The sequence below is a fragment of the Nocardia sp. NPDC049220 genome, assembly GCF_040647855.1.
In the GTDB taxonomy this organism is placed as follows: Bacteria; Actinomycetota; Actinomycetes; order Mycobacteriales; family Mycobacteriaceae; genus Nocardia.
In genome coordinates this window covers 46,196-67,005 of record NZ_JBEZDA010000005.1, presented here as the reverse complement: position 1 = coordinate 67,005, position 20,810 = coordinate 46,196, and the positions used below count along the sequence as shown (strand labels likewise).

Sequence of the window (20,810 nt, the reverse complement as noted above, 5' to 3'; positions counted from 1 at the left end):
CGGTGTTACCGCGTACAGGTGCAGCGTTTCGATCTACGACGCTTCGGCGTCCAGCCGTGAGTGAGGTGAAAACGAAATGGTTAACCAGTCGTGTGGATATCGGGTGATCAATTCGTCGCTGCACTTCGGCACCCTTCCCCACTTCTGAATGTCACCGCGCCCGGGCGCGTGGCTGCCGGTCGATGTCATGGCATCGGCGCGGTGGCGGCTCGACCTCGGCGCGGACCCGGAGATGGACGGAATCGGCGCGGGGACAGAAGTGGAGGCAGCCATGCTGGGCAGGGCGGCAGTGGATTCGGGCGCGATAGAAATGGTGGCGCGGCAGACGGTGGGCAATCTCGCCGTTTCGACCGCGATGATCGAGGATCTCGGTTACCTGCGTGCGGAGTTGGCCGCGGCGGAGGTGCCGTTCCTACTGGTGCGAGACAGTGCGGACCGGCTCGTGCTCGCCGCTGATGCGGCGCACCACCCGATGGTTCGGCGGGTGGTGGCGGCGGCGGTATCCGCCGGATTCTTCGAGCGGGAGCCGCAGCACAATGTCTTCCGGCTCGGGCGCGATCGCGACCGAGCCCATCACGTCGATCTGGAACTGTGGGAATACCACGGTGACACCGTGACCTGTCCGCGCCCGAACGCGTTGACCCGCACCGTCTTCGATGCCGCCGACGTGCGGCGCACGCAGGTGCGATTGTTCGACCGCGCTTGGCCGACTCTGGTGGATATGTTCGCGCCGCAACCCACCGACGTGGGCTTCCACATCGATCTCGTCTATTCCTGGGTAGACGGCTCCGACCCCGAATTCCGCGCCCGCCGTGCCGGAATGCTCGCCCAGGTCGTGGTAGGTGAGGGCGACGCAGCGGACGCCAGGATCCGGCAGATCGACGAACTCAGATACGCGCTGCGTTCGGTGCAGAAGAACGCGCCGTGGATCCGCAGAATATTCATCGCGACGGATTCGCCGACCCCGGACTGGCTGACCACGAATCCGAACGTGACGGTGGTGCGGGCGGTAGACCATTTCCGAGACCCTGCGGCGTTGCCGACCTTCAATTCCCATGCGGTGGAATGCCAATTGCAGCATATCGAAGGACTCGGCGAACATTTCCTGTACTCCAACGACGACATGTTCTTCGCGCGACCGGTGCGTCCGTCCATGTTCTTCACACCGGCGGGAGTGAGCCGGTTCATCGAAGCGGACACCAGGATCGGTGCGGGCCGCAACAACGAACGGCGCAGCGGCTTCGAAAACGCCGCACGGGTGAACCGGGCGCTGCTCGCCGAACGTTTCGGTCATATCATCACCCGGCATCTGGAGCATGCGCCGGTTCCGCTGCGCCGCAGCGTCCTGCTGGAGCTGGAAGCGGAATTCGCGGACGATTTCGCGCGCACCAGCGCGAGCCGGTTCCGTTCGGCTACCGACATCTCCGTCACCAATTCGCTGTATCACTACTACGCGCTGTTGACGGGCCGCGCCGTGCCGCAGGAGGGGGCGAAGTTCCGCTACGTCGACACGACGGTGCGCAAGGGTCTTGCCTTGCTGGACGGGTTGGCGCGCACACGCGACGTCGACTTCTTCTGCCTGAACGACGGCAGCTTTCCTGAAATATCGGAAGTTGAACGCGCACAAGTGGTTTCGGAGTTCCTTGCCGAATATTACCCGGATCCGGCACCGTGGGAGCGAGTCAGCGAACCGCCTCGTCATCCGCTTCCGGAGTCGGCGACCGGCGCCGCATGACGTGTGGGATGCGTGCCGCGGGTGGTATCACGATGCCCTCGTCCGCCAGCTTTTGCCGGGCGTGTTCCGGGGTGGCGGGCGTGCCTACCGTCCGGCCCCGGTCGATGGGGACCACGGAGTGCACCACGGTGTCCGGATAGATGTGCACGTAGTTGAAGGCCTGGGCGCCGTCCCGACCGCGCAGGCCGCCTGCGGTGATGCCGAGGTCTTGGCTGTAGCAGGTCGCTGACGCCACCGAGACCGGGATGCCCGCGAAGGTGGCGCTGGTGGAGAAGTGTAGATGGCCCGCGAGGATGGCGCGCACGTCGCTGCCGGCGAGCACATCGGCCAGGCTGCGCTGGTTACGTAACTCCACCACGACGGCGAGATCGAGCACGCACGGGACCGGCGGATGGTGCATGGCCAGAATGCTGCCGAACGGGGCTGGCTCGGCAAGCACCGAGCGCAGCCAGTCCAACTGATCGCCGGTGATCTCACCGTAGTGATGTCCGGGAACGGTGGTGTCCAGGGCGATGATGCGCAAGCCGTCGATCAGGTGCACCCGGTCCAGTGGCGCGGTCGAGGCAGGCTCGCCGAGCAGCCGGGTGCGGAGCGCGCCGCGATCATCGTGGTTACCGGTGACCCACACGATGGGCGCTGCCAAACTATCGGCGAATGGCTCGACGATCGCCGCGAGTTTGTCGTACGCGAGAGGTTCCCCCTGGTCGGTGAGATCGCCGGTGAACACGATCGCGGTCGGCTGGATTCGGCTGGCCGTGGCCTGCTCCAGCAGCTGCCGTAACCGCAGTTCCGCGTCGACGTCGCCGTACAGCGCATCGTCGCCGGCGAGGAGATGGGTGTCGCTGAAATGGAACAACACATGATCCGGACGGGGGTGCTCCGCGACTCTGATGATGGGCACCGGACCGAACGTCCCTCCCGGCGGGGTCCGCCATTGACTTGGATTCCTACGCCAGGATAGCGACGGACCGAAAACAGGATCCCTGACATTCGGTGAAGAAATGCTTGCGGGCAGATGAGGGTTCGGTGTCGGACCATGCGTCATCAGCTGCCGAGCCAGCCAGGTGCCGAAGAGCGTTGTACCTCGCCCCCGGATGCGCCTGATCAGCTCGGGGCGGTGAGAGTTTCCGGGAGCAAGTGGGGCCGCTCGCGCTCCGCGGTGTCGAGCAGCGCGAAATATCGACGCAGCATGAGGATCGCGGTAGTGGCGAGTCCCGCCGTGAGTCCCCACCAGACCCCTGCGGCATCGAGACCGGCCGGAAAGGCGAGCAGGAGGGCGACGGGCAGACCGACACCCCAGTAGCCGATCAGCGAGAGCCGGAAGCCGGCGTTGGTCGCCCTGAGCCCGCGCAGCAGCCCGGCGCCGATGTTCTGGGCAGCGTCGAAGAACTGCAACACGATCCCCACCAACAGCAGGGTGTGTGCCACTCGGATGGTGTCGGCGTCGGACGAATTCAGGAAGGGCCGCAGCACCAGATCCGGGGTGATCACATAGACCGCGCCGGTCACCGCGGCGACCACCGCAACGTGTCGTAGCGCGAGCCACGCCAGCCCGCGGCCATGGGCGTACTCGTCGCGTGCGACGGCGTGGCTGACCAGGATCGACGCACCGTGCGACAGGCCGATCGCCACCTGGAAGACGATGTAGATGATTTGGTAGACCACGTTGTGCGCGGCCAGCGCTGCGGGGCCGATGCTGCCCATCACGAGGGCCAACACGGAGAACATGCCCGCCTCGGAGCCGTAGGTGAGCGCGATCGGAGCGCCCAGCTTCAACTCGGCGCGGATGGTGGCCGGTCGTACCGGCAGCGGTCGCATCGGCAGACAGCGGCTCAACTGGGCGTCGCGCCGCACCATCGCCCAGAACACGCCGAAAGTGATCAGGAAGACCAGCGAGGTCGCGACGCCGATGCCGGTGAGTCCGAGTGCGGGCAGCCCCGCTCTGCCGTGGATGAAGCCGAGCGCGAGCAGCAGATTCAGCACCACCGACCCGAGCGTCACCAAGAGCAACGCCTGTGGGCGCTGCATCCCGACGGTGTATTGGCGCAGCGCCTGGAACCACAGGCAGGGCAGCAGTCCTGGTGCGAGTGCCACCATCAGAGGCCGTGCGTCGGCGAGGACGCCGGCATCCTGCCCGAGCCACCGCAGCGCCCAACCGAGTCCGATGAGCAGTGCACCACCCGCCAGGCCCGCTACCGTGGCGATCAGGAAACTCGCCCGCAGCAGGTCTCGGATCTCCCGATTCGGCGACTCGCCGCGCTTGCCCGCTGTACTCACCGCGGTGGCGATCTGGTTGCCGCTCGCGGTGATCAACCCGACGCACATGGTGCGGATTTGATTGAACAGTACGAGCGCCAAGCCGCCCGCGGCCACCTGCCGCACACCGAGGGTGCCCATGAGCGCGATGTTGGTGGTGGACACGGCGATCTGCGCGAGTTGGGTGAGCGCGATAGGCGTCGCGAGCGCGGTCAGGCGTCGTCCGTCGGCGTGAAAGCTCGACAGGTTCACCGGTCCTCCCTCACGGGCGACGGGCTCGTCATCGACGGGGCGAGCCCGGCCCACATCGCCGGGATGGTCGACTCGTACGCCGCCGTGCGGGTTGCCCGGGCGACGCGAGGGCGACTCATCGCGCCGTCACCAATCCGCTGCGGCGGGCGGCGGGCGTGTAGCGCTCCAGCATGTCCAGCACCTCGCGTTCGTCGTCGGCGTCGAGCAGGTCGCGGTCGGTCATCCACTCGTCGTCGAAGACCGTGTCGAGATACTTCTCACCGCCGTCGCAGACGATCGTGACCACGGTGGAGCCGGGTGGGAATTCCTCGAGTCGGGTGAGCGCGACGTACACCGAGCCGCCCGCGGACCCGCCGATCATCAGGCCCAACTTGGCGGCCACGGCGCGCGCGGTAGCGAAGGCCGCCGCGTCGGAGACCTTCACGCCTTCGTCGAGCAACGAGTAGTCCACGGCGGTTCCGATAGTGGCGCCCGGTGGGGTGCCGGTGCCGGATTGCCAATACGGTCCGCCCGGCCCGCCGAAGGCGATCGACCCGACCGGCTCGACGCCGATCACATAGGGCGGGCACCCGAGCTGGCGTAACCGGGTCGCGGTGCCGAACAACGAACCACCGGTGCCCACCGCCGACACCAGGATGTCGACCCGGTCGGCGTCCGCGAGCAATTCCTCGGCCACCGCGTAGTAGCCGACCGCGTTGGCATCGTTGTTGTGTTGCTCGGTGAAATACGCGTCGTCCCGCTCCGCCGCCATCGCCTCGGCCAGATCCTCCCGTGCCGAGGTGGCCAGGTTGTCGTCGCCCTCGTCGGCGACGAACACCAGTTCCGCACCCGTTGCTCGCATCGCGCGTAACTTGTCCTTACATGCGTGGTGGTCGACTATCGCGGTGAAGCGATACCCACGTTCGGCAGCCACTACCGCCAAGCCGAGCCCGGTGTTTCCGGATGTCGATTCGATGATGTGTCCGCCACTGGCCAGCAGTCCGCGGCGCTCGGCGTCGAGCACCATTTCGCGCGCCATCCTGATCTTTGCCGCACCGGTCGGGTTGAATTGCTCGAGTTTGAGCAGCAGGCGGGTGCCGGTCGAGGTGGCGGCGAGCTCGAACAGTGGCGTGCGGCCGATCAGATCCGTCACACGCGTGACGAGCGGCATGGGATGTCTCCTCGGTCGGGTCGGTCGGGGCTAGTTGCCGTCGCAGGTCCAGCGGAAGCGATCGCCCGGCGCGTCGTGCAGGACTACCTTCGGCGGGATCGGCAACTCGTGGAAGGCGGACTCGTTGGAATCCATTTGGTAACCGGCGGTATTCGGGTAGATCAGTAGGTCGCCGATCTCGGCGGCGCGCGGCAGCGGCACGCGACGCCAGCTGAGCATGTCGGAGTCCAGACAGGTGGCGGCGCCGACACTGGTAGGCGTCGGTACCCCGGGGCCCGCGGGCCACAGCAGCGGGTCGGGCAGGTATTCGCTCTCGAACCACTGCTCCGAGAGGCTCAGGCTGCTGCCGTCGACTGTGAGCAACCGGTACGGGTGCCCGTGCGCGTGCCTGGTCTTGCTGCCTTGAACACGGAAGACGGTGAATCCGGCATGGGCGAGCAACGCGCGCCCCGGCTCGATCGCGAGCCGGACGATGTTGTCGCGCAGTCGCCGGACGAGTTCGTCGTGCGCGAGGATCTGGGTCAGCATGGCCGGTCCGGGCTCGGGGAAGTGGTAGGGGTAGTACGACTCGAACGACTTGCCCGAATGGAACCACTGCCGGCCGACCCGTTCGGTGAACTCCGCCGCCGCGTCGGCCGGAACGTAGTCGACGCCGAAGCCGCCGCCGATCGACACGGTGGTGGCCGGGTGCCCGAGCGCTCGGGCGGCCAGACAGCGGGTGATGAGTTCGCCCGCCAGTTCGGCCCGCGCCACCGCGTCATACCCCGACAGGTGAAAGCTGAATCCCTCCAGACGGATGGATTCGCGCTCGCCGAGCAGCGCCAGCGCCCTGTCGATCTCGTCGGCGGTCATGCCGAACCGGCTCGCCGAGGCCGCGGGCAGCACGCGCAACAGCACACGCGCGCGCCCGGCGCGGGAGCCCAGTCCGGCGAGTCGGTCGAGTTCACCGAGATCGTCCACGGCGACCAGCGCGCCGTGCCGGGCGGCCAACCAGAGCAATTCGTCGGTTTTGGCGGGACCGGTCACCATCAGGTCGTCGCCACGAACGCCCTGGGCGAGCGCGGCGACCAACTCGCCGACACTGGCGACGTCCACGCCGGCACCGTGTTGCGCGCAGGCCCGCGCGACACACGCGGCCTTGTTCGCCTTCTTGCCGTAGTAAATGGCGCCGTGCACTCCGGCCTGCTCGAAGGCGGATCGGAACTCACGGATGTTGTGCGCTACCCGCGCCGGGTACATGACGTGGAACGGCCCGCCGATCGCGAAGGCGATGTCACCGAGCAGGTTCGGGTCGTGGATTAGCCGGCGCTCCCACGGATCGAGACGCGCGGGCATCGGCGCCGCGCTGATCGTGTCGTGCCCGGCGCTGCCGAGGGCGACGGGTGCGCCGCGCGTCGTCAGCTTCGTAGCGTCGGCATCGAAGATGACCCGGTCGGCTGCGGTGGACGTCTCGTCGCCGAGGCCCGCCTCTAGTCCCACAGCGGCACCTCCGTGCCACGACCCTCCGCGATGGCTCGCTCCGCCAGCGCATGAGCGACGGCGATGTCGGTGAGCACCAGTCCGCTGTTGTAGACGAAGATGCGCTCGTCGTCGGAGCGCCGCGCGACCGCGCGCCTGCTCAGGATCCGCGGCAGTTCCGCGTCCACCGAGCGCAGCGTCCCGTCCGGTCCCACCATGTCGGTGCCGGTCAGTGCCATCTGCTCGGCACTCGTCGCGATCACCCGGTCGGCGTCGACCAGCGTTGAGGGCGCGAGTCCGTACCCGACCAGCACCGCTACCGAACCCGGTGCCAGATCTGCGGATTCGAGCGCGACCTCGGTGCCGGGGCCCGCGGTAGCCAGTACGACGTCTGCGGTGGCCGCCGCGGCCCGCGGATCCTGCACCGTCTCCAGCAGCGCGTGCGGGTAGTGCTGGGTGAACTGTCGGCGTACGGCTTCCAGTCCCTCCGGGTGCGTGCCGTACATCATCAGTTTGCGCAGCTGTGGATTTGCGGCGAGCAGGTGCGGAAGGGCGTTGCGGCCCTGGGTTCCGGTGCCGATCAGCAGCACGCTCTCCGCGCCGCGGCGGGCGGTCTCCCGTACCAGCAGCGCCGACACCGCCGGGGTGCGCAGCGCGCCGACCCTGGCGCAGTCCATCATCGCGATCGGTGCGCCGGTGGTGTCGTCGTAGAGTGTGATGGTGGTGTAGTAACGCTTGGTGCTGCGGTCGTGACCCGGGTCGAACTTGTAGGACGTCTTCATCGCCACGACCCGCCTGCGTCCATCTCGACCGAGCATGGCGTAGGCCACCGACCAACCGTCCGGGTTCGCTACGCTGAGCTTGCGTGGGTTGTCCGAATCGCCCGCGGCGAAGGCCAGATACGCTTCCTCGACGGCACGGACGACGTCGCCGGGCGTGATGGGCACGTCGGCCAGGTCGCCGCGGCTCAGCACCCGCAAAGGTGTGCTTCGGTCACGAGTGCTCAAGGGTTCCTCGATCATTCGGTACATCCCACTTCTGCGTGCCGCGCTCGACCGGCAGGGCGCCTGCCGCTCGGAACGGGGCAACGATCCGCTGCCCGTACCCATTCTCGTCGGCTTCCCCGGCCCGCCGCGGTCGTTCTGGGAGGCGGATGTTCACCCGCTTGAGCCACCGATCGGCGCCGTCGTAGCGCGCGGTGAACGGCACTCGTCCGTGTACCGCGACGTCATTGTCCACCAGCAGCACCTCACCGGGGGCGAGCGCTGCGGTCACGCACACGCGCTCCAGTTCCGCGGTGAGTTGGGTGTAGGCGGTCCGGAATTCGGGATCGGCATCGTCGAGCGGGGTGTAAGCCGGGTCGTAGCGCAAGGTCTGCTCGTCCGGACCGGCTGGACTCCACAGCGTGGGAATCGGTGCGGTCGAAAGCCTTTCGTGTCCGCCGCCGTAGGAGACGTCGGGCAGGATCGGCAAAGTAGGCGTGCTCAGCAACTCGCGCTGCGCGGCGGAGAGTTCGACTCGGCGCACCGAGGCCACCGTGGTGCCGACCAACTCCGGGTTGCGCAGGCAGCCGAGCATCAGCAGGTGCGCTCGCTCCGGATGGAACGCGTCCTCGGTGTGCGGGGCGAGCAGGGTCTTGCTGCTGGCGCCGGACTGTTCGTGCTCGTGCCCCGCCGCGGGGACGATGTTGTTGACCAGCCGCCCGTCCTGTTGGCCGTACCAGCCGAAAGGTTCACCCGCGCTGCGAGCCAAGAGAAGCATGACGAGGTCGAACTGGAACGAGTGCGCTCGGAACGCCGGGACGCCGCTCCACCGTGCGGCGTCGCGCCAGTTCGGCGGGGTGGGGCCGAATTCCTTGTCGGTCAACGGAAGACAGCCGACGATGGTCGCGCCCGCGGCCGTGGCGGGCGGTCGCATGGCGTGGCGCACCTCGGCGGGCAGTTCCCCGACTCGAGCATCGATCTGCTCGATCAGGACAGGATGGGTGAGCGTGCGTGCGGCGGCGGCTGGATCGTCCAGTGTCGCATCGAGTGTGGTGGCTATCTCGCTGGCGAGCTCGCGCACCGCACGGCCTGCGGCCGCGGGGAGCTCACGTCGTTCGATACTGTGCGGGTGAAGCGTCTTACGTTCGGAGAGAACGCCTTTCACCGGGGAATCCCTTCTTCGCATCGGTTCGACAAGCTTAGGGTGACGATTCGATCTGCGAAGTTAGCCTTTCTCGCAGAGTGAAGCAAGGCTTACCTAACGCATAGCAAAGAAATAGCCGAACTATCCAACTGCGATGCGACCGAGGCTAAGCCGTTGTGGGACTCGATGATGCTGTTTTCCGCCGTGCGGAGGTCTGCCGTGCCGCTGTCCTTCGCGCCGATAGCGGCGAGTCTGCTACTGGATTAGGCTAGCCTGTCCTGAGCCGTACTGGACAATTATGCGGTGGGATGTGGGGTTCGTCCAGGAAGATGGGCAGTGCAATGAATGTTGATCGGCGGCAGCTGTTGCGGTCCGGTCTCGGGGTGGGGGCGGCGCTGCTGGTCGCCGGGTGTACCGAGGCAGCGCACTCGTCCGGGCCGGCGCGTCGTGGTGGCACGTTGCGGGTCGGTGCGTTGGGCACCTCGGCGCGCATCGAACGTGATCCACACGCCAACCTCAGTAACGACCGCGACTTCCTGATCGCCTCGCTGGTCTACGACCCGCTGACCGTGCCGGGCGCCGACCCGAATGTCGGACCGCGCCTGGCCACCCGATGGGAGCCGGACGCGGATCTCCGTCGCTGGAGTTTCACCCTGGCCGATGGCGCGACCTTCCACGACGGGACTCCGGTCACGTCGGAGGACGTCGTGTGGTCGCTACGTCGACTGCGGACGGTCGGCGGACCGTCGAAGATGCCGGTGCCCGTGGCGGGCATCACCGCGGACGGACCGAACCGGGTGGTGCTCACGGTGCCCGAGCCGAACAGCCAGCTTCCACTGCTGGTCCGGCTGATGACCTTCACCGTCAAGAAGGACACCGCAGACTTCACGACGTTCGTCGGCACCGGACCATTCCAGGTGGAGTCCTACCAGGGCGGCACCGCGCGGCTGGTGCGCAACGAGCAGTGGCACGGTACGCCGGCGCTGCTGGACGCGATCGAAGTCACCATGTTCGAAAGCGTGACGGCACTGGGCAATGCGGTACTCGGCGGCCAGATCGACCTCGCCTCCAACGTCGGCGCCATCGCGGGCCGGACCGCTGAGGGGCGCGGTGACCTGACCGTGGTGCGTCGACCCAACGACACAATGGTCGGTGTCGCCATGCGCACCTCGGACGGACCCTTCGCCGATCCGCGGGTACGCACCGCGCTGCGACTCGGTGTCGACCGCGGGGCCTTGGTCACCCAGGTGCATTCCGGGTACGGCACGATCGCCAACGATATTCTCGGCACCGGCGACCCGCGCTATGACACCACCATCGCGCAACGCACCCGCGAGGTCGACCGCGCGAAAACTCTGCTGCGCGAATCGAACTTCGATACCGGGCGGACCTACCCGCTGGCGACCAAGGCGGAGGCGCCCGGCGAGGTCGAATCGGCGACGGTCATCGCGACCCAGCTCGCCGAGATCGGCCTGCGGCTCGAGGTTCGCGACCAGGAGCCGAACGCCTTCTACGACCAGACCTGGCTGAAGGCTCCGCTCTACACGGTCTCTTGGGGCACCAACGATTCCACGCTGTTCTTCGCGAGCAAGCTGATGACGAGCGGATCCGACCGTAACGAAACCGCGTTCGAGGATGCGGAGTTCGACGCAGAAACAGTGAAAGCACTTGCGGCGCAACGTAATCTGGAGACCGTCCAGGCCTGCCGCGAAGTGCAACGCATCCAGCACGACCGCGGCGGCTACCTGGTCTGGGGCATGGCCGACGGCATCGACGTCGCCGCCACTCGGGTGCGCGACCTGCCCAGGCTCGGCGGATACGCCAGGGTGCAGTTGGAACGGACCTGGTTGACGGAGTGATCTTCTTCGCGAGACTGCTGCTTCGGCGCGCCGCCCTGCTGATAATGCTGCTGGCCGCGGTGTTCGTCGCCGTGGACCTACTGCCGGGCGACACCGCCCGCGCTGTCCTCGGCCGGGAGGCAGCGCCGGAACAGATCGCGGCCAAGGAACATGAGCTCGGTCTGGATCGCGCCCTGCCGATGCGGTTCTGGCGCTGGATAGCCGGTGTCGCCACCGGCGATTTCGGCCGCACCGCGCGCGGACGTCCGGTCGACGAACTGCTGGTCGACAAGTTTCCGCCGACACTGCTGCTCGGCGGCATCGCCCTGGTGCTCACCGTTATCGTGTCGGTGCCGCTCGGCACGTGGTGGGCGGCCCGGCAGGGTGCCGCGTCGACCCGCTTGCTGCAGCCCGCGACGACGATGGCGGTGGCGATCCCGGAATTCGTGCTCGCGACCGTGCTGATCCTGGTTTTCGCGTTGGGGCTCGGCTGGCTGCCCGCGGTCACTATCACCGGCCGGGCCGGATTCCCGACCGGCCCCGACATGCTGGTCCTTCCGGTGCTCGCACTGGCGATGCCGCAGATCGGCTGGAACACGCGGGTCGTGCGGGCCGCGCTGGCCGATGCCGCGCAGGCGCCGCACGTGGAAACCGCAGTACTGGACGGGCTTTCGGCGCGTGTTGTGCTCGCGCGGCACGTCCTGCCGTTCGCGTTGCCGACGATCGTCACCAGCTTCGCCACCACGGTCGGCATGCTGCTCGGTGGTTCCTTGGTGGTGGAGACCGTGTTCAATTACCCGGGCCTCGGTGCGGTGCTGGCCGGTTCCGTCGCCGACCGTGACACATCGGTGGTCGCCGCGGTCGTGACGCTGTCCGGTGTGATCATCCTGGGTATGCTCGCCGTCGCCGACGGCATCCGGGCCTGGTCGCTGCGGGGTCGGCGATGAACAGTTCGCGACTCGTCGTGCCCGCCGTTCGTCGTCGGGGCGATGTGCGTCGCGTGGTCTGTTCTCTTCGGGGGGATGTCGCGGGAAATGGACGGCAACGAAGCGGTGCCCATCGAGTCGCCGGGTGCGGCTGGGGCAGTGATGGCGGGGCGGTGTGCGGCGAAACGCTGGAATCGGAGGCGTTCGTGCCAGTGGCGGTTGGGGAATGATCGGTCGCCGGTCGACCGACATCGCACGCCCGACGACGCGATGGCTCGGCATACCGACCGTCGCGCCCGCGGCGGTGGTCACCGTCATCGCCGTGCTCGGGCCGATGGCGGCGCCGCACGCGGCCGAGACGGCGGTCGGCATCCCGTTCGGCGATCCCGGCGCGGGCTCCCGGCTCGGTACCGACCGGCTCGGCCGGGATGTGCTGAGCCAATTGCTGTCCGGTGGCTGGGGGTTGCTGCTGCTGTCAGCGGTCATCGCGGTACTGGTCACCGCGATGTCGTGTGTGCTCGGCGCGGTCGCCGCGCTGCGTCCGCGCCTCGGTGCGGTGATCGAATCCGGCACCGATTTCGTCATTCTGCTCCCCACCGTGCTCGGGATCCTGCTCGTGCTGACCTGCTGGCCGAGCGCGGGCGTCTACGGACTGATCGGGTCGGCTCTGATGTTCGGAACTCCCTACTGTGCGCGCGTTTTCGTGGCCGCGGCGGCGGACGTCGCCGCCTCCGGGTATGTGGAAAGTGCGCAGGCAGCCGGCGAGTCGCTGCCGTATCTGGTGTTCCGGGAGGTGATCCCGAATCTGCGCGAAGTGCTGACGACTCAGCTCGGGCTGCGCTTCGTGGACGCCGTCTATCTGGTGAGCACCGCCGCATTCCTGCATCTGCCCAGCACACTGGGCCCTAGCAACTGGGCGGTCATGGTGCGCGACAACGCCTCCGGCCTGCTGCTCAATCCGTGGGCGGTTCTGGCGCCGAGCCCGGCGATCGCGACCGTCGCGATCAGCGTGAACCTGGCGGTATCGACCTTCGGGCGGGAACGACGAGGACGGAGAACGCCTTGATCGCTCCTGCGTCCGAGGTCGTTCCGAGGCGGGCGAGTAGGGACCACGCGCTCCGGTGCGGTGGTTCAAGTCCCCCTTCGCCCACAACGCGCCCCGCCTCCGAACCAACGGAGGCGGGGCGGGATTTCGCTGTAGCCGGTTACCGGTCTACTTCTCCAGCTTCTCCAACATCCAAGTGCCGACGGCGTAATTGTCGTCAGCGGGGATGCCGCGCGTGTAGTGCAAGGGTGGGGTTATCCATCGGATCCGACGCCATCCGATGGATGGACGGATCACCCAGCCGCCGTATTCGCGGCGAGAATTCCACTGGAGCTGCTTGGTGTAGCCGGGCTCGTGGGAGGCACGCCGAAACCGGTGGTAGAGGGTGACGCGCAGCCTCCACCATCGGCTCGACCATGTAGCAGGGTCGCTACTGACAAAGACCACATCCATCGAGGTCAACCTAGCATGGGATGATGGCGGCCGCGGTCTCCTTGCGGACCTCGTTTGTCCCGGTGTCCCAGGTGGCTTGCATGAGGATTTTGCCCTGCCACATGCCGGGTACGCAGTCCAGAGCCATCGTGGCGACGTGGAGGCTCGGGTTGGGGATCCGCGTGACAACGGCGGTGTCGCCCTTTGGCCGAGGGTTGCTGGTGCCCGACCGATGCCATAGCTGCAACTCGATGCGGAACCGGAGAGGGGCGGACGTGCATGTCGCTGTTCCGCCTACGACGACGGCCTTGTGCAGCAGGTATGGCTCCTTGTTGAAGGTGAAGGAGCAACCCCGGACACCGGGGTCGGCGTGCGCGACCGGTGCAGTGGTGAGCGTCTGCCCGCTGAGTAGTGCGGCGTTGAGGGCAGCTACCGTCATCAGCTTGCGAATCATGATTCCCCTCCATTACTTCCCCGGCTCCCGTACCCCACGGGAGCGTTGATCGCCGGCACGGACTGACCCTGTGGGTGCGGCGAAATAGACGCCCCGCCGCGATCGGCGGGTGTCTCCTTGTCGGTCTTCTATCTCCGATATCCCGGCTCTTGCCGGGACGTTCTGCGCGGGCCGCAGTCAGGCGGTGGCGGCTTGGTACTTGCGATAGGCGTGTCGCGGCAAGACGGCTGCCGCAGTCGGTGATCCGCCAATAGGTCGGAACCTCACCGGTGGACGCCATCCGTCGCGAGTAAGGGATGCCGCGCGGCGACCCGAGTTGTTTCTGTCGCTATGCCTGTCTGCTCGCTCAGTTGCTGGGTGGTCAGTGGCTCACCTGCGGCGAGTCGCCGAGCACCAGCGCCTGTGATTTAAGCAGCGCCATCGGGTTTCCTCGCCAGCACGCGCAGGGCGTCGCGCACCCGCTCGAGCAGTTCCGGGGAGTTACCGGCGTCGGCGGCCTGGAACAGTTCGGCGGTTTCCTCGGGGGTGAGTGGCCAGCCATCGGCGCCGATGATCGACAGGGTGCCATCGATATGGCTGTGCCTGACACCGATCGGTTCGTCGTCACTCGCCATGGTCGGCCCCGTCCCCGCAGGCAGAGATGTAGGCGGACGCCGATAGGTACTGCAGGCAGTCCGGGCCGTGTCCACCATGTACGCGGGCGACGAAATCGGCTTCGTCCAGCGAACGGTATGCGCCTTCCTGCCAGCACTTCTGGTGGAAGTGACGCCACATCTCGGTATCGGCGAGGGTTGTCAACGAACCCTCGCAGGGACGAAGTGGTTCGCCGCGATCAGAACATCCATGGCGGCGCGCTTGGCCGCACAGCTGTCGGCGTCGCAGTTGATCCGCTCCTGCATCACCTCGTGCGCCTGCTGCAGGCTGTAGATTCCCTCAGGTTCGGGGTGGCAACCGCCATAGCGGTTCAAGACGTATGGCAGGCCAACGAAGATCACCCAGCCGAGGCTGGCTACGGCTGCGACGACAACGGTTGCTGTGGCGAGATCTGCGGGCATTGGGCTACCCCCGGACGTTGTGTTGTGTTGGTGTGATGCCCGATGCCGGCCTGGTCGGGACGTCCCGACATCGGGGGCACTTTCAGCTTCAACGTCAGCAAGGCGGCAGACCACGGTACTTTGCCCATTCGCAGGCTCGAAGTACCGTGAAAATGCCCCGACACCTGCGAGGAGGACGGGGCATGGGGAGCGGATTAGTAGGCCACCTGGATAGCGTCAGCCATTTCCCGCATTTCGGCGGTGAGGGTTCGACGCTTGGAGATGATGCCGCCGAGGATGTCTCGGGCATACCTCTGCTGTTTCAGCCATTGCGGTGCCCGGTCTTGTAGGGCGTGAAGTTCGGCCATTGCTTCCGGGTATTGGCGGAGTTGCGCGTGTGCGTTGGCGACGTCGAGATGGTGTCGCAACCGGCCTGCCGCCATCGGCGCCAGCACCGTCGTGGGAATCGTCTCCGCAATAGCCAGTGTGCGACTGGGCTGCTCGGCGATAACCGCGCACTCCCCAGTGATCTGCGCGACAGTGACAGGGCCGAAGGTTCGGTTCGGGTTCGGGTCATACACCATCTCGTGGCCGATCCTGTCTGCGGCTGCGCGCGCGAGCGACAAGGCATCCTCAGTTTCCCCCGGTGCGTTGTCGCGGACTGCGGCGTTGGCGACGTACAGCCACAATCGCCCCCAGAGAGCAAGTTGCGCGACGGTAGCACGGGAGAAGCGTGGTTCGATGTCGTCGGCCCAGCGGATCGCCAAATCTCGTGCCTTACCGAGTTGGCCCTGTCGGAGGTGTGCCCAGATCAGTAGATTGACCGCTGCGACGGCGCTGCCCTGGTCGATCGCACTGTCTATTGCCCGATCGAGTGTGGCTTCGGCGATGTCGAATTGCCTGTTCTGGATGAGCATCCACCCTGTCGTGGATAGCAGCCGCGCCCGGATGGCACGCCCCTCGACGTCGGTGAGTGTGTCGGCGTCCTGGAGCAGTTGGGGCAGGATTCCAGCGATGTCGGTGTACCTGTGAGCGTCGATCAGCGGCTTCAGCGCCTCGTAAGCGCTGGCCACGCCTTCGTTGGTCGCGGGTTCGTCGGGCTGGTCGGGTTGTGCGGCGAGCGCCCGACGTACTGGGCCCCACAGGTCGTTTGTGTCGCCGTCGGCCTCCTCGGCATCACGGGTGACGCGAAGTGTCGACGTTCGCACCCTCAGTGCCACAGACAGTTTCCGCAGGGTTTCAAGTCGGACGCTCGTGCGCTGCCCTTGCTCGATTTCGCGGATAGTTGATTTGGAGACGCCGGACACGTCGGCGAGATCTTGTTGGGTCATGCCGCGCCGACGGCGCAGCGATTGAAGTTTCGCGCGATCCACACTCATGATTCGAGGGTACGTCCGCCTGTTCTGGCCGGATAGTGTTTAGCCCGGTCGCAACCGAGGTAGAATTTGCGGCGCGCCGCGACCACACTCATACGTCGCAAACGCACAAAAGAGCCGCCTCGGACTCCGGGGCGGCTCTCTTTGCGATCAGGGGTTGCCGATGATGTTTCGGCAGACGCAGTCGTCGGGCCGGGTTGGCGTGTACACGATCTCGCCGCATCCACACGGGTACGTCCGGTGCCGATTGCGCTCGTCGATCCTGCAGGGGATCCACCCCGCCGTGTATCGGCCGCGCGTCAACGGGTGGCCGTTCGGGCACTTCACCGGACGCGGCGCCGCGCGGGTAGGGAAGTAGCTCCGCGGGCTGGGCGGCGCGCCCGTCGGGGCCGACATAGTGCAGTCGGTTCACACGATCGATCGTCGCATGAGATAGCCGCTCTGGGAATCGGGGCGCTTCGGCAAGCTGTGGACGCGGTCCACAATCGGGGCTATTCTTCGCTCTACCAATCCTGACCAATCCCCATGAATCCCAGGGTCGAGTGGTGTGGCGTGGGGCGCTACGGTGGTTAAAGTCCCCCTTCGCCCACAATATCGACGCAGTTCAAGGGCAAATTCAAGGATTATGCCGCTCCTACGTCCACGGTGCGGTCCACAGGGAATCTGAGGGATTCGGCCTGAGTGGAAGGACCATGCCGCATGGTGACTACACCTCGCATCCGCGTTCGCAAAGATGGCTCTACCTACTCGCAGTTCGGGGTAGGAGATCGCCCGTGACGGGTAGCAGGCCGGCGTAGCGGACGCGGAAGAATTACTTGACACCGAACTTGTACCCGCGGCGGCTGGCGCGGGTGCCTCGTCGCTGTTTTTCGCGGTGCCGATCACCCAGAACACTACGAATAGTGCGACGACTGCGCCGCCGGTGATCCAAGCCATTCGGCTGTTGGGTTTCTTGGGCGCCTGGCGAGGCGGTCCAGGCGGCGGCGAATACGGCGGCATGTCGGACGGCGTCGACCGGTCAAGGTTCCCCTGGCGCCGTTGAGTTTTGCCGGGTGATCGCCCGACGCGGCCGACACGTTGACGCAGGCGCAACGAAACGCCCCGCTGACTGGCGGGCCGTTCATCTGTTGGCTTCTCCGGGTCGGCCTGTCCGACGAACAATGCGCCCCGCCTTCGAACCAACGGAGGCGGGGCGGGATTTCGCTGTAGCCGGCTTACCGGTCTACTTCTCCAGCTTCTCCAACATCCAAGTGCCGACGGCGTAATTATCGTCGGCGGGGATGCCGCGCGTGTAGTGCAAGGGTGGGGCTACCGCCGGACGTTGTGTTGTGTTGGTGTGATGCCCGATGCCGGCCTGGTAGGGAAGTCCTGACATCGGGGCTACGCATAGCCTCTCGCCCGGCAGCCGCGCGAAGTGGTGGCGATGTCATACCCCCACAGGTGGTGGAATTCTCCCCACTTCAATCGACGGTGGGATCTCGCCACCTGCAATTATCCTTAAGGAACCTCTTCGCGGAGGATTACCCCCGGCCGACGGGCCGGGGGTTCCGCGAGGGTGGTAATCCCGCGAAGAAGGTGAGGCGCATATGCCGAATCAAGACGAACTCGCTGGTGGATCCATAGGCGAGCGCATCCAAACAATCCGAACTCGCACAGGCAAGTCCCGCTCTGTCGTTGCAGGTCTGGTTGGCCGCTCCGAGGATTGGCTCCGTGACGTCGAGAAAGGGCGCCAGGGGGCACCCGGTCTCGAAATGCTGCTAAAACTCGGCCGCGCGCTGGGTGTTCGAGATCTGACCGAGCTGACCGGAGATCACGAATTGCTTGTCGGATTTTCCGGCCGCGCCGGGCATCCCGTAGTACCCGCAATCCGAGAAGCGATCGAATCTGTCGACCTCGCACCCTCGGCGTCGCCGATTGCCCCTGCAGAGCTCGCTGCTCGCGTCGATCGGGCATGGAGGCTGTGGCACACCTCATCTACGCCGCGCGCTGACGCCGGCGCAATGTTGCCAGCGCTGATCCGTGACGGACGCCGCGCGCTACGCACCCTCGACGGAGAGGAGCGCCGTGTGGCTGCTGCGGCCTTGGCGGGTGCGTACGCGCTGTCCGAGCAGGTACTCGCCTGGGTTGCTGATGCGCCGCTGCTGTGGATGGCCGCCGACCGGTGCTTGGCCGCGGCCGAAATTGCTGATGACCCGGTAACGCTCGCATCGGCGTCGTGGGTGCTCGGAAATGTCTGGCGGTCGACCAGCCGCGAAGAGGATGCGTACCAACTGACGCAGGACGCGGTCGCGCTCCTCCAGCCACGCCTCGATGGCGACCAGCAGGCGCAATCGCTATGGGGCGCATGCCATCTGCACAGCGCAATCACTGCGGCTCGCCTTGGCCGGGAGGGTGATGCGCTACGTGGTGTCGATCAGGCGATGGGGATGGCGCGCGCTCTGCCGTCCGGATCCGCGCACCCGTGGACACTGTTTGGTGTTGCCAACGCGGAGGTGACTGCGGTGTCTGTACAGGTGGACATGCGCCGGTCCGGTGGCGCGCTGGAGGCTGCGTCAGTGGTGGATCCGGATGCCGTGCCGAGCGTAGACCGGCGAGCTCGTCTGTGGCTCGAGCTGTCGCGCGCTTACGGGCAGCAGAAGGATTGGATCAGCACCCTTGGCGCTCTGAAAACCGCGACGGCAGCATCGGAGGAGTCTATGCGGTGTCATCCGCTCTCGCGCAGTCTCGCTGCTGAACTCGTCACCCACGGGGGAAAGATCGTAGAACGTGAGGCGCGGGCGCTTGCCGTGCGCCTCGGTGTCACTGCATAGCCACCAGCACAAAGAAGCCATACCGGAGTCCGGGGTGGCTCTACCCGCAATCAGGGGTTGCCGATGGTGTGCTGGCAGACGCAGTCGTCATCCCACGGCGGCGTGTGGACAGTGGCGCCGCGTTCACACCGGTGGGTGCGATGTCCGGTGCGGTCGGCAGTGCGGCACGGATCCACCCCGCCAATCCAAGGTCGAGTGGTGTGGTGTGGGGCGCTACGGTGCTGGAGATGAGTGAACGCGTTCTGGTGGACGGGTTGACGGTGCTCGGCGCCGACGGGCAGCGGTTGTGCGGTCCTACGACCTTCCGGATACCTGCGGGCACGGTCACCGCACTGACCGGCCCGTCCGGGTCGGGCAAGACCACAGTGATGCGCGCGCTGCTGGGGCACCTGCCGTCCGCCTCGGCCGGTGCGCGAGGTTCGGTCCGGGTCGCCGGGCACGAGGTGTTCGCGCTGGACCGGGTTGCCCTGCGGCAGTTCCGTCGTCAGCATATCGCCTACGTCGCGCAGGATCCCGGATCCGCGCTGAACCCACTACTGCGGGTGCGCGCCCTCCTGCGGGAAGTCGCTCCGCACGCTTCCAGCGCCGCGCTGGCCGAAACGCTGGAGTCGGTCGGCCTGTCGCCGGAGTACCTGCGCCGCCGCCCCGGTGAACTCTCCGGCGGTCAGCAACGCCGCGTCGCCCTGGCCAGGGCGATCATTCGTCGGACCGACGTACTGGTCCTCGACGAACCGCTGGCCGGGTTACACGGCGTGTTGCGTACCGACATCGCCGGGCAGCTCGCCGAACTCGCCCGTCGGTGCGCGGTGGCGATCCTGCTCTCGGGCCACGACACCGCCCTCGTGCACTCCATCGCCGACGATATCGTGGTGCTCGGCCCGGTCACTGCCTCCGCGTCCTTCCCGTCGCTCGCCGAGGTGGATTCCGAATACCGGGCTGCCGACGATCTATCGGAACGAATCGAGCGCGAAAAAGGCACGCCGACACGATCTTCAGGTGCGCACGCGGGATCTGCGGGGTCACCGAGCGCCGCGTCGCCCGACCGTAGCTCTCGGGTCGCAGTGGTGTTCGACCGGGGACACGCCGCCGAGTCGGTGGCGAACAGTGGGCGGTGTACGCCGGACGCCGTCCCGGACAACGGATCGACGGCTGCCGAGTTTGTTCTGCGCGCGAAAGGAATCGGTGCGTCCGTGGACGGGTGCCGAGTGCTCGCCGACATCGACTTGGATCTCGGTGTGGGCGCCGCTGTCGCGGTGCTCGGCGCGTCCGGCGCGGGCAAGACCACGTTGGCTCGCGTCATCGCGGGTCTGCACGGTGGCGCGACGGGATTTCTCGAACTGCGTGGTAAGTCTCTTTCGGCCGGTCGAGAGCGTCGAATCTTCCATGGCGCGGGTGGCATTCAGCTCGTGACGCAGAATCCGCGATCAGCGCTCAACCCGCGCCGCACGGTCGCCCAGACCCTCGGCCGCCCGCTGCGGCGCATCGGTCACGTCCCGAAGCGGGCACTGTCCGCGCGCGTCATCGATCTCCTCGCCTCGGTGGAGCTGTCCGCCGACCTGCTCTCCCACTACCCCCACGAACTCTCCGGCGGCCAACGCCAACGGGTGGCGCTGGCCCGCGCGGTCGCCGCCGAACCCGCCGTCCTGCTCTGCGACGAGATCACCTCCGCTCTCGACCACACCACCGCCGCCTCGATCATGTCCCTGCTCGATCGCATCCGCGCCGACCGCGGGACCGCCCTGGTGGTGATCAGCCATGACCTGCCCCTGGTCGCGGCGCACTGCCCCCAGGTCGTGGTCCTCGACCACGGCCGCATCGTCGAATCGGGCGACACCGCAACCGTTCTCGCCGCACCGGCGCACACCGCCACTCGCGAGCTGCTCTGTTGACCGCACCGCGGAACCGATATCCAGGTCG

The 20,810-nt window shown here is 66.9% G+C and carries 19 protein-coding genes and 1 pseudogene; 7 read left to right on the top strand and 13 right to left on the bottom strand.

The features are described from left to right. The first annotated feature begins 310 nt into the window (after window positions 1-310). The gene (locus AB0C34_RS15770) at window positions 311-1,735 is read left to right on the top strand and encodes a stealth family protein (protein ID WP_357072997.1); all 1,425 of its coding nucleotides are present in this window, start codon (window positions 311-313) and stop codon (window positions 1,733-1,735) included. Here AB0C34_RS15770 and AB0C34_RS15765 read toward each other — a convergent pair. The 6 genes from AB0C34_RS15765 to AB0C34_RS15740 form a co-directional block, all read right to left on the bottom strand. Continuing rightward, on the bottom strand, window positions 1,683-2,636 hold the full coding sequence (locus AB0C34_RS15765; RefSeq protein ID WP_357072419.1) for a phosphodiesterase: 954 nt from the start codon (window positions 2,634-2,636) through the stop codon (window positions 1,683-1,685). The two genes, AB0C34_RS15770 and AB0C34_RS15765, sit on opposite strands and share 53 nt — an antisense overlap. A 203-nt stretch (window positions 2,637-2,839) precedes the next feature. Next, window positions 2,840-4,243 carry an MATE family efflux transporter gene (locus tag AB0C34_RS15760; protein ID WP_357072416.1) on the bottom strand — a complete coding sequence of 468 codons (1,404 nt, stop codon included), beginning with the start codon at window positions 4,241-4,243 and terminating at the stop codon, window positions 2,840-2,842. 115 nt (window positions 4,244-4,358) lie between these two features. Continuing rightward, a complete protein-coding gene (locus tag AB0C34_RS15755; protein ID WP_357072413.1) occupies window positions 4,359-5,393 on the bottom strand; it encodes a cysteine synthase family protein in 1,035 nt (344 codons plus the stop codon). Window positions 5,394-5,423: 30 nt separating this feature from the next. Beyond that, complete coding sequence (locus AB0C34_RS15750) at window positions 5,424-6,872, bottom strand: alanine racemase (RefSeq protein ID WP_357072410.1); 1,449 nt, start codon at window positions 6,870-6,872, stop codon at window positions 5,424-5,426. After that, window positions 6,863-7,873, bottom strand: coding sequence for an ornithine cyclodeaminase family protein (locus AB0C34_RS15745; RefSeq protein ID WP_357072407.1), 1,011 nt, complete (start codon window positions 7,871-7,873; stop codon window positions 6,863-6,865). The genes AB0C34_RS15750 and AB0C34_RS15745 overlap by 10 nt, the downstream gene beginning before the upstream one ends. Further along, window positions 7,845-8,999 (bottom strand): TauD/TfdA family dioxygenase, encoded by a 1,155-nt coding sequence (locus AB0C34_RS15740; RefSeq protein ID WP_357072404.1) that lies wholly within the window; start codon window positions 8,997-8,999, stop codon window positions 7,845-7,847. The genes AB0C34_RS15745 and AB0C34_RS15740 overlap by 29 nt, the downstream gene beginning before the upstream one ends. A gap of 320 nt (window positions 9,000-9,319) precedes the next feature. On the opposite strand from AB0C34_RS15740, the gene AB0C34_RS15735 reads away from it, so the two are divergent. The 3 genes from AB0C34_RS15735 to AB0C34_RS15725 all read left to right on the top strand — a co-directional run bounded on the left by AB0C34_RS15735 (window position 9,320) and on the right by AB0C34_RS15725 (window position 12,808). Further along, complete coding sequence (locus AB0C34_RS15735; protein ID WP_357072401.1) at window positions 9,320-10,837, top strand: ABC transporter substrate-binding protein; 1,518 nt, start codon at window positions 9,320-9,322, stop codon at window positions 10,835-10,837. Continuing rightward, the gene (locus AB0C34_RS15730; protein WP_357072398.1) at window positions 10,834-11,763 is read left to right on the top strand and encodes an ABC transporter permease; all 930 of its coding nucleotides are present in this window, start codon (window positions 10,834-10,836) and stop codon (window positions 11,761-11,763) included. Before AB0C34_RS15735 ends, AB0C34_RS15730 begins: the two co-directional genes overlap by 4 nt. 205 nt (window positions 11,764-11,968) lie before the next feature. Continuing rightward, on the top strand, window positions 11,969-12,808 hold the full coding sequence (locus AB0C34_RS15725) for an ABC transporter permease subunit (protein WP_357072395.1): 840 nt from the start codon (window positions 11,969-11,971) through the stop codon (window positions 12,806-12,808). Between the two features lie 147 nt (window positions 12,809-12,955). Here the strand turns inward: AB0C34_RS15725 and AB0C34_RS15720 are convergent, their stop codons facing one another. The 7 genes from AB0C34_RS15720 to AB0C34_RS15690 all read right to left on the bottom strand — a co-directional run bounded on the left by AB0C34_RS15720 (window position 12,956) and on the right by AB0C34_RS15690 (window position 17,458). Continuing rightward, window positions 12,956-13,240 carry a hypothetical protein gene (locus AB0C34_RS15720; protein WP_357072392.1) on the bottom strand — a complete coding sequence of 95 codons (285 nt, stop codon included), beginning with the start codon at window positions 13,238-13,240 and terminating at the stop codon, window positions 12,956-12,958. A gap of 10 nt (window positions 13,241-13,250) precedes the next feature. Beyond that, window positions 13,251-13,673, bottom strand: coding sequence for a hypothetical protein (locus AB0C34_RS15715; protein ID WP_357072389.1), 423 nt, complete (start codon window positions 13,671-13,673; stop codon window positions 13,251-13,253). Window positions 13,674-14,080: 407 nt separating this feature from the next. After that, window positions 14,081-14,287, bottom strand: coding sequence for a hypothetical protein (locus tag AB0C34_RS15710; RefSeq protein ID WP_357072386.1), 207 nt, complete (start codon window positions 14,285-14,287; stop codon window positions 14,081-14,083). Further along, window positions 14,277-14,471 (bottom strand): hypothetical protein, encoded by a 195-nt coding sequence (locus AB0C34_RS15705; RefSeq protein WP_357072383.1) that lies wholly within the window; start codon window positions 14,469-14,471, stop codon window positions 14,277-14,279. Before AB0C34_RS15705 ends, AB0C34_RS15710 begins: the two co-directional genes overlap by 11 nt. Further along, entirely contained in the window at window positions 14,468-14,728 is a 261-nt protein-coding gene (locus AB0C34_RS15700) for a hypothetical protein (RefSeq protein WP_357072380.1), read from the bottom strand. The genes AB0C34_RS15705 and AB0C34_RS15700 overlap by 4 nt, the downstream gene beginning before the upstream one ends. Window positions 14,729-14,922: 194 nt before the next feature. Further along, entirely contained in the window at window positions 14,923-16,086 is a 1,164-nt protein-coding gene (locus tag AB0C34_RS15695) for a helix-turn-helix transcriptional regulator (protein WP_357072377.1), read from the bottom strand. A gap of 1,219 nt (window positions 16,087-17,305) precedes the next feature. After that, a complete protein-coding gene (locus AB0C34_RS15690) occupies window positions 17,306-17,458 on the bottom strand; it encodes a hypothetical protein (protein WP_357072374.1) in 153 nt (50 codons plus the stop codon). Between the two features lie 211 nt (window positions 17,459-17,669). Between AB0C34_RS15690 and AB0C34_RS15685 the strand changes: the two are divergent. From AB0C34_RS15685 to AB0C34_RS15675, 3 genes and pseudogenes are all read left to right on the top strand, one after another. Further along, a pseudogene (locus AB0C34_RS15685) lies at window positions 17,670-17,861 on the top strand (helix-turn-helix transcriptional regulator); the annotation flags it as partial. Window positions 17,862-18,149: 288 nt separating this feature from the next. After that, a complete protein-coding gene (locus AB0C34_RS15680) occupies window positions 18,150-18,893 on the top strand; it encodes a hypothetical protein (RefSeq protein ID WP_357073057.1) in 744 nt (247 codons plus the stop codon). Between the two features lie 227 nt (window positions 18,894-19,120). After that, window positions 19,121-20,782: an ATP-binding cassette domain-containing protein gene (locus AB0C34_RS15675; protein ID WP_357072371.1), complete on the top strand. Its 1,662-nt coding sequence runs from the start codon at window positions 19,121-19,123 to the stop codon at window positions 20,780-20,782. Window positions 20,783-20,810: the final 28 nt, after the last annotated feature.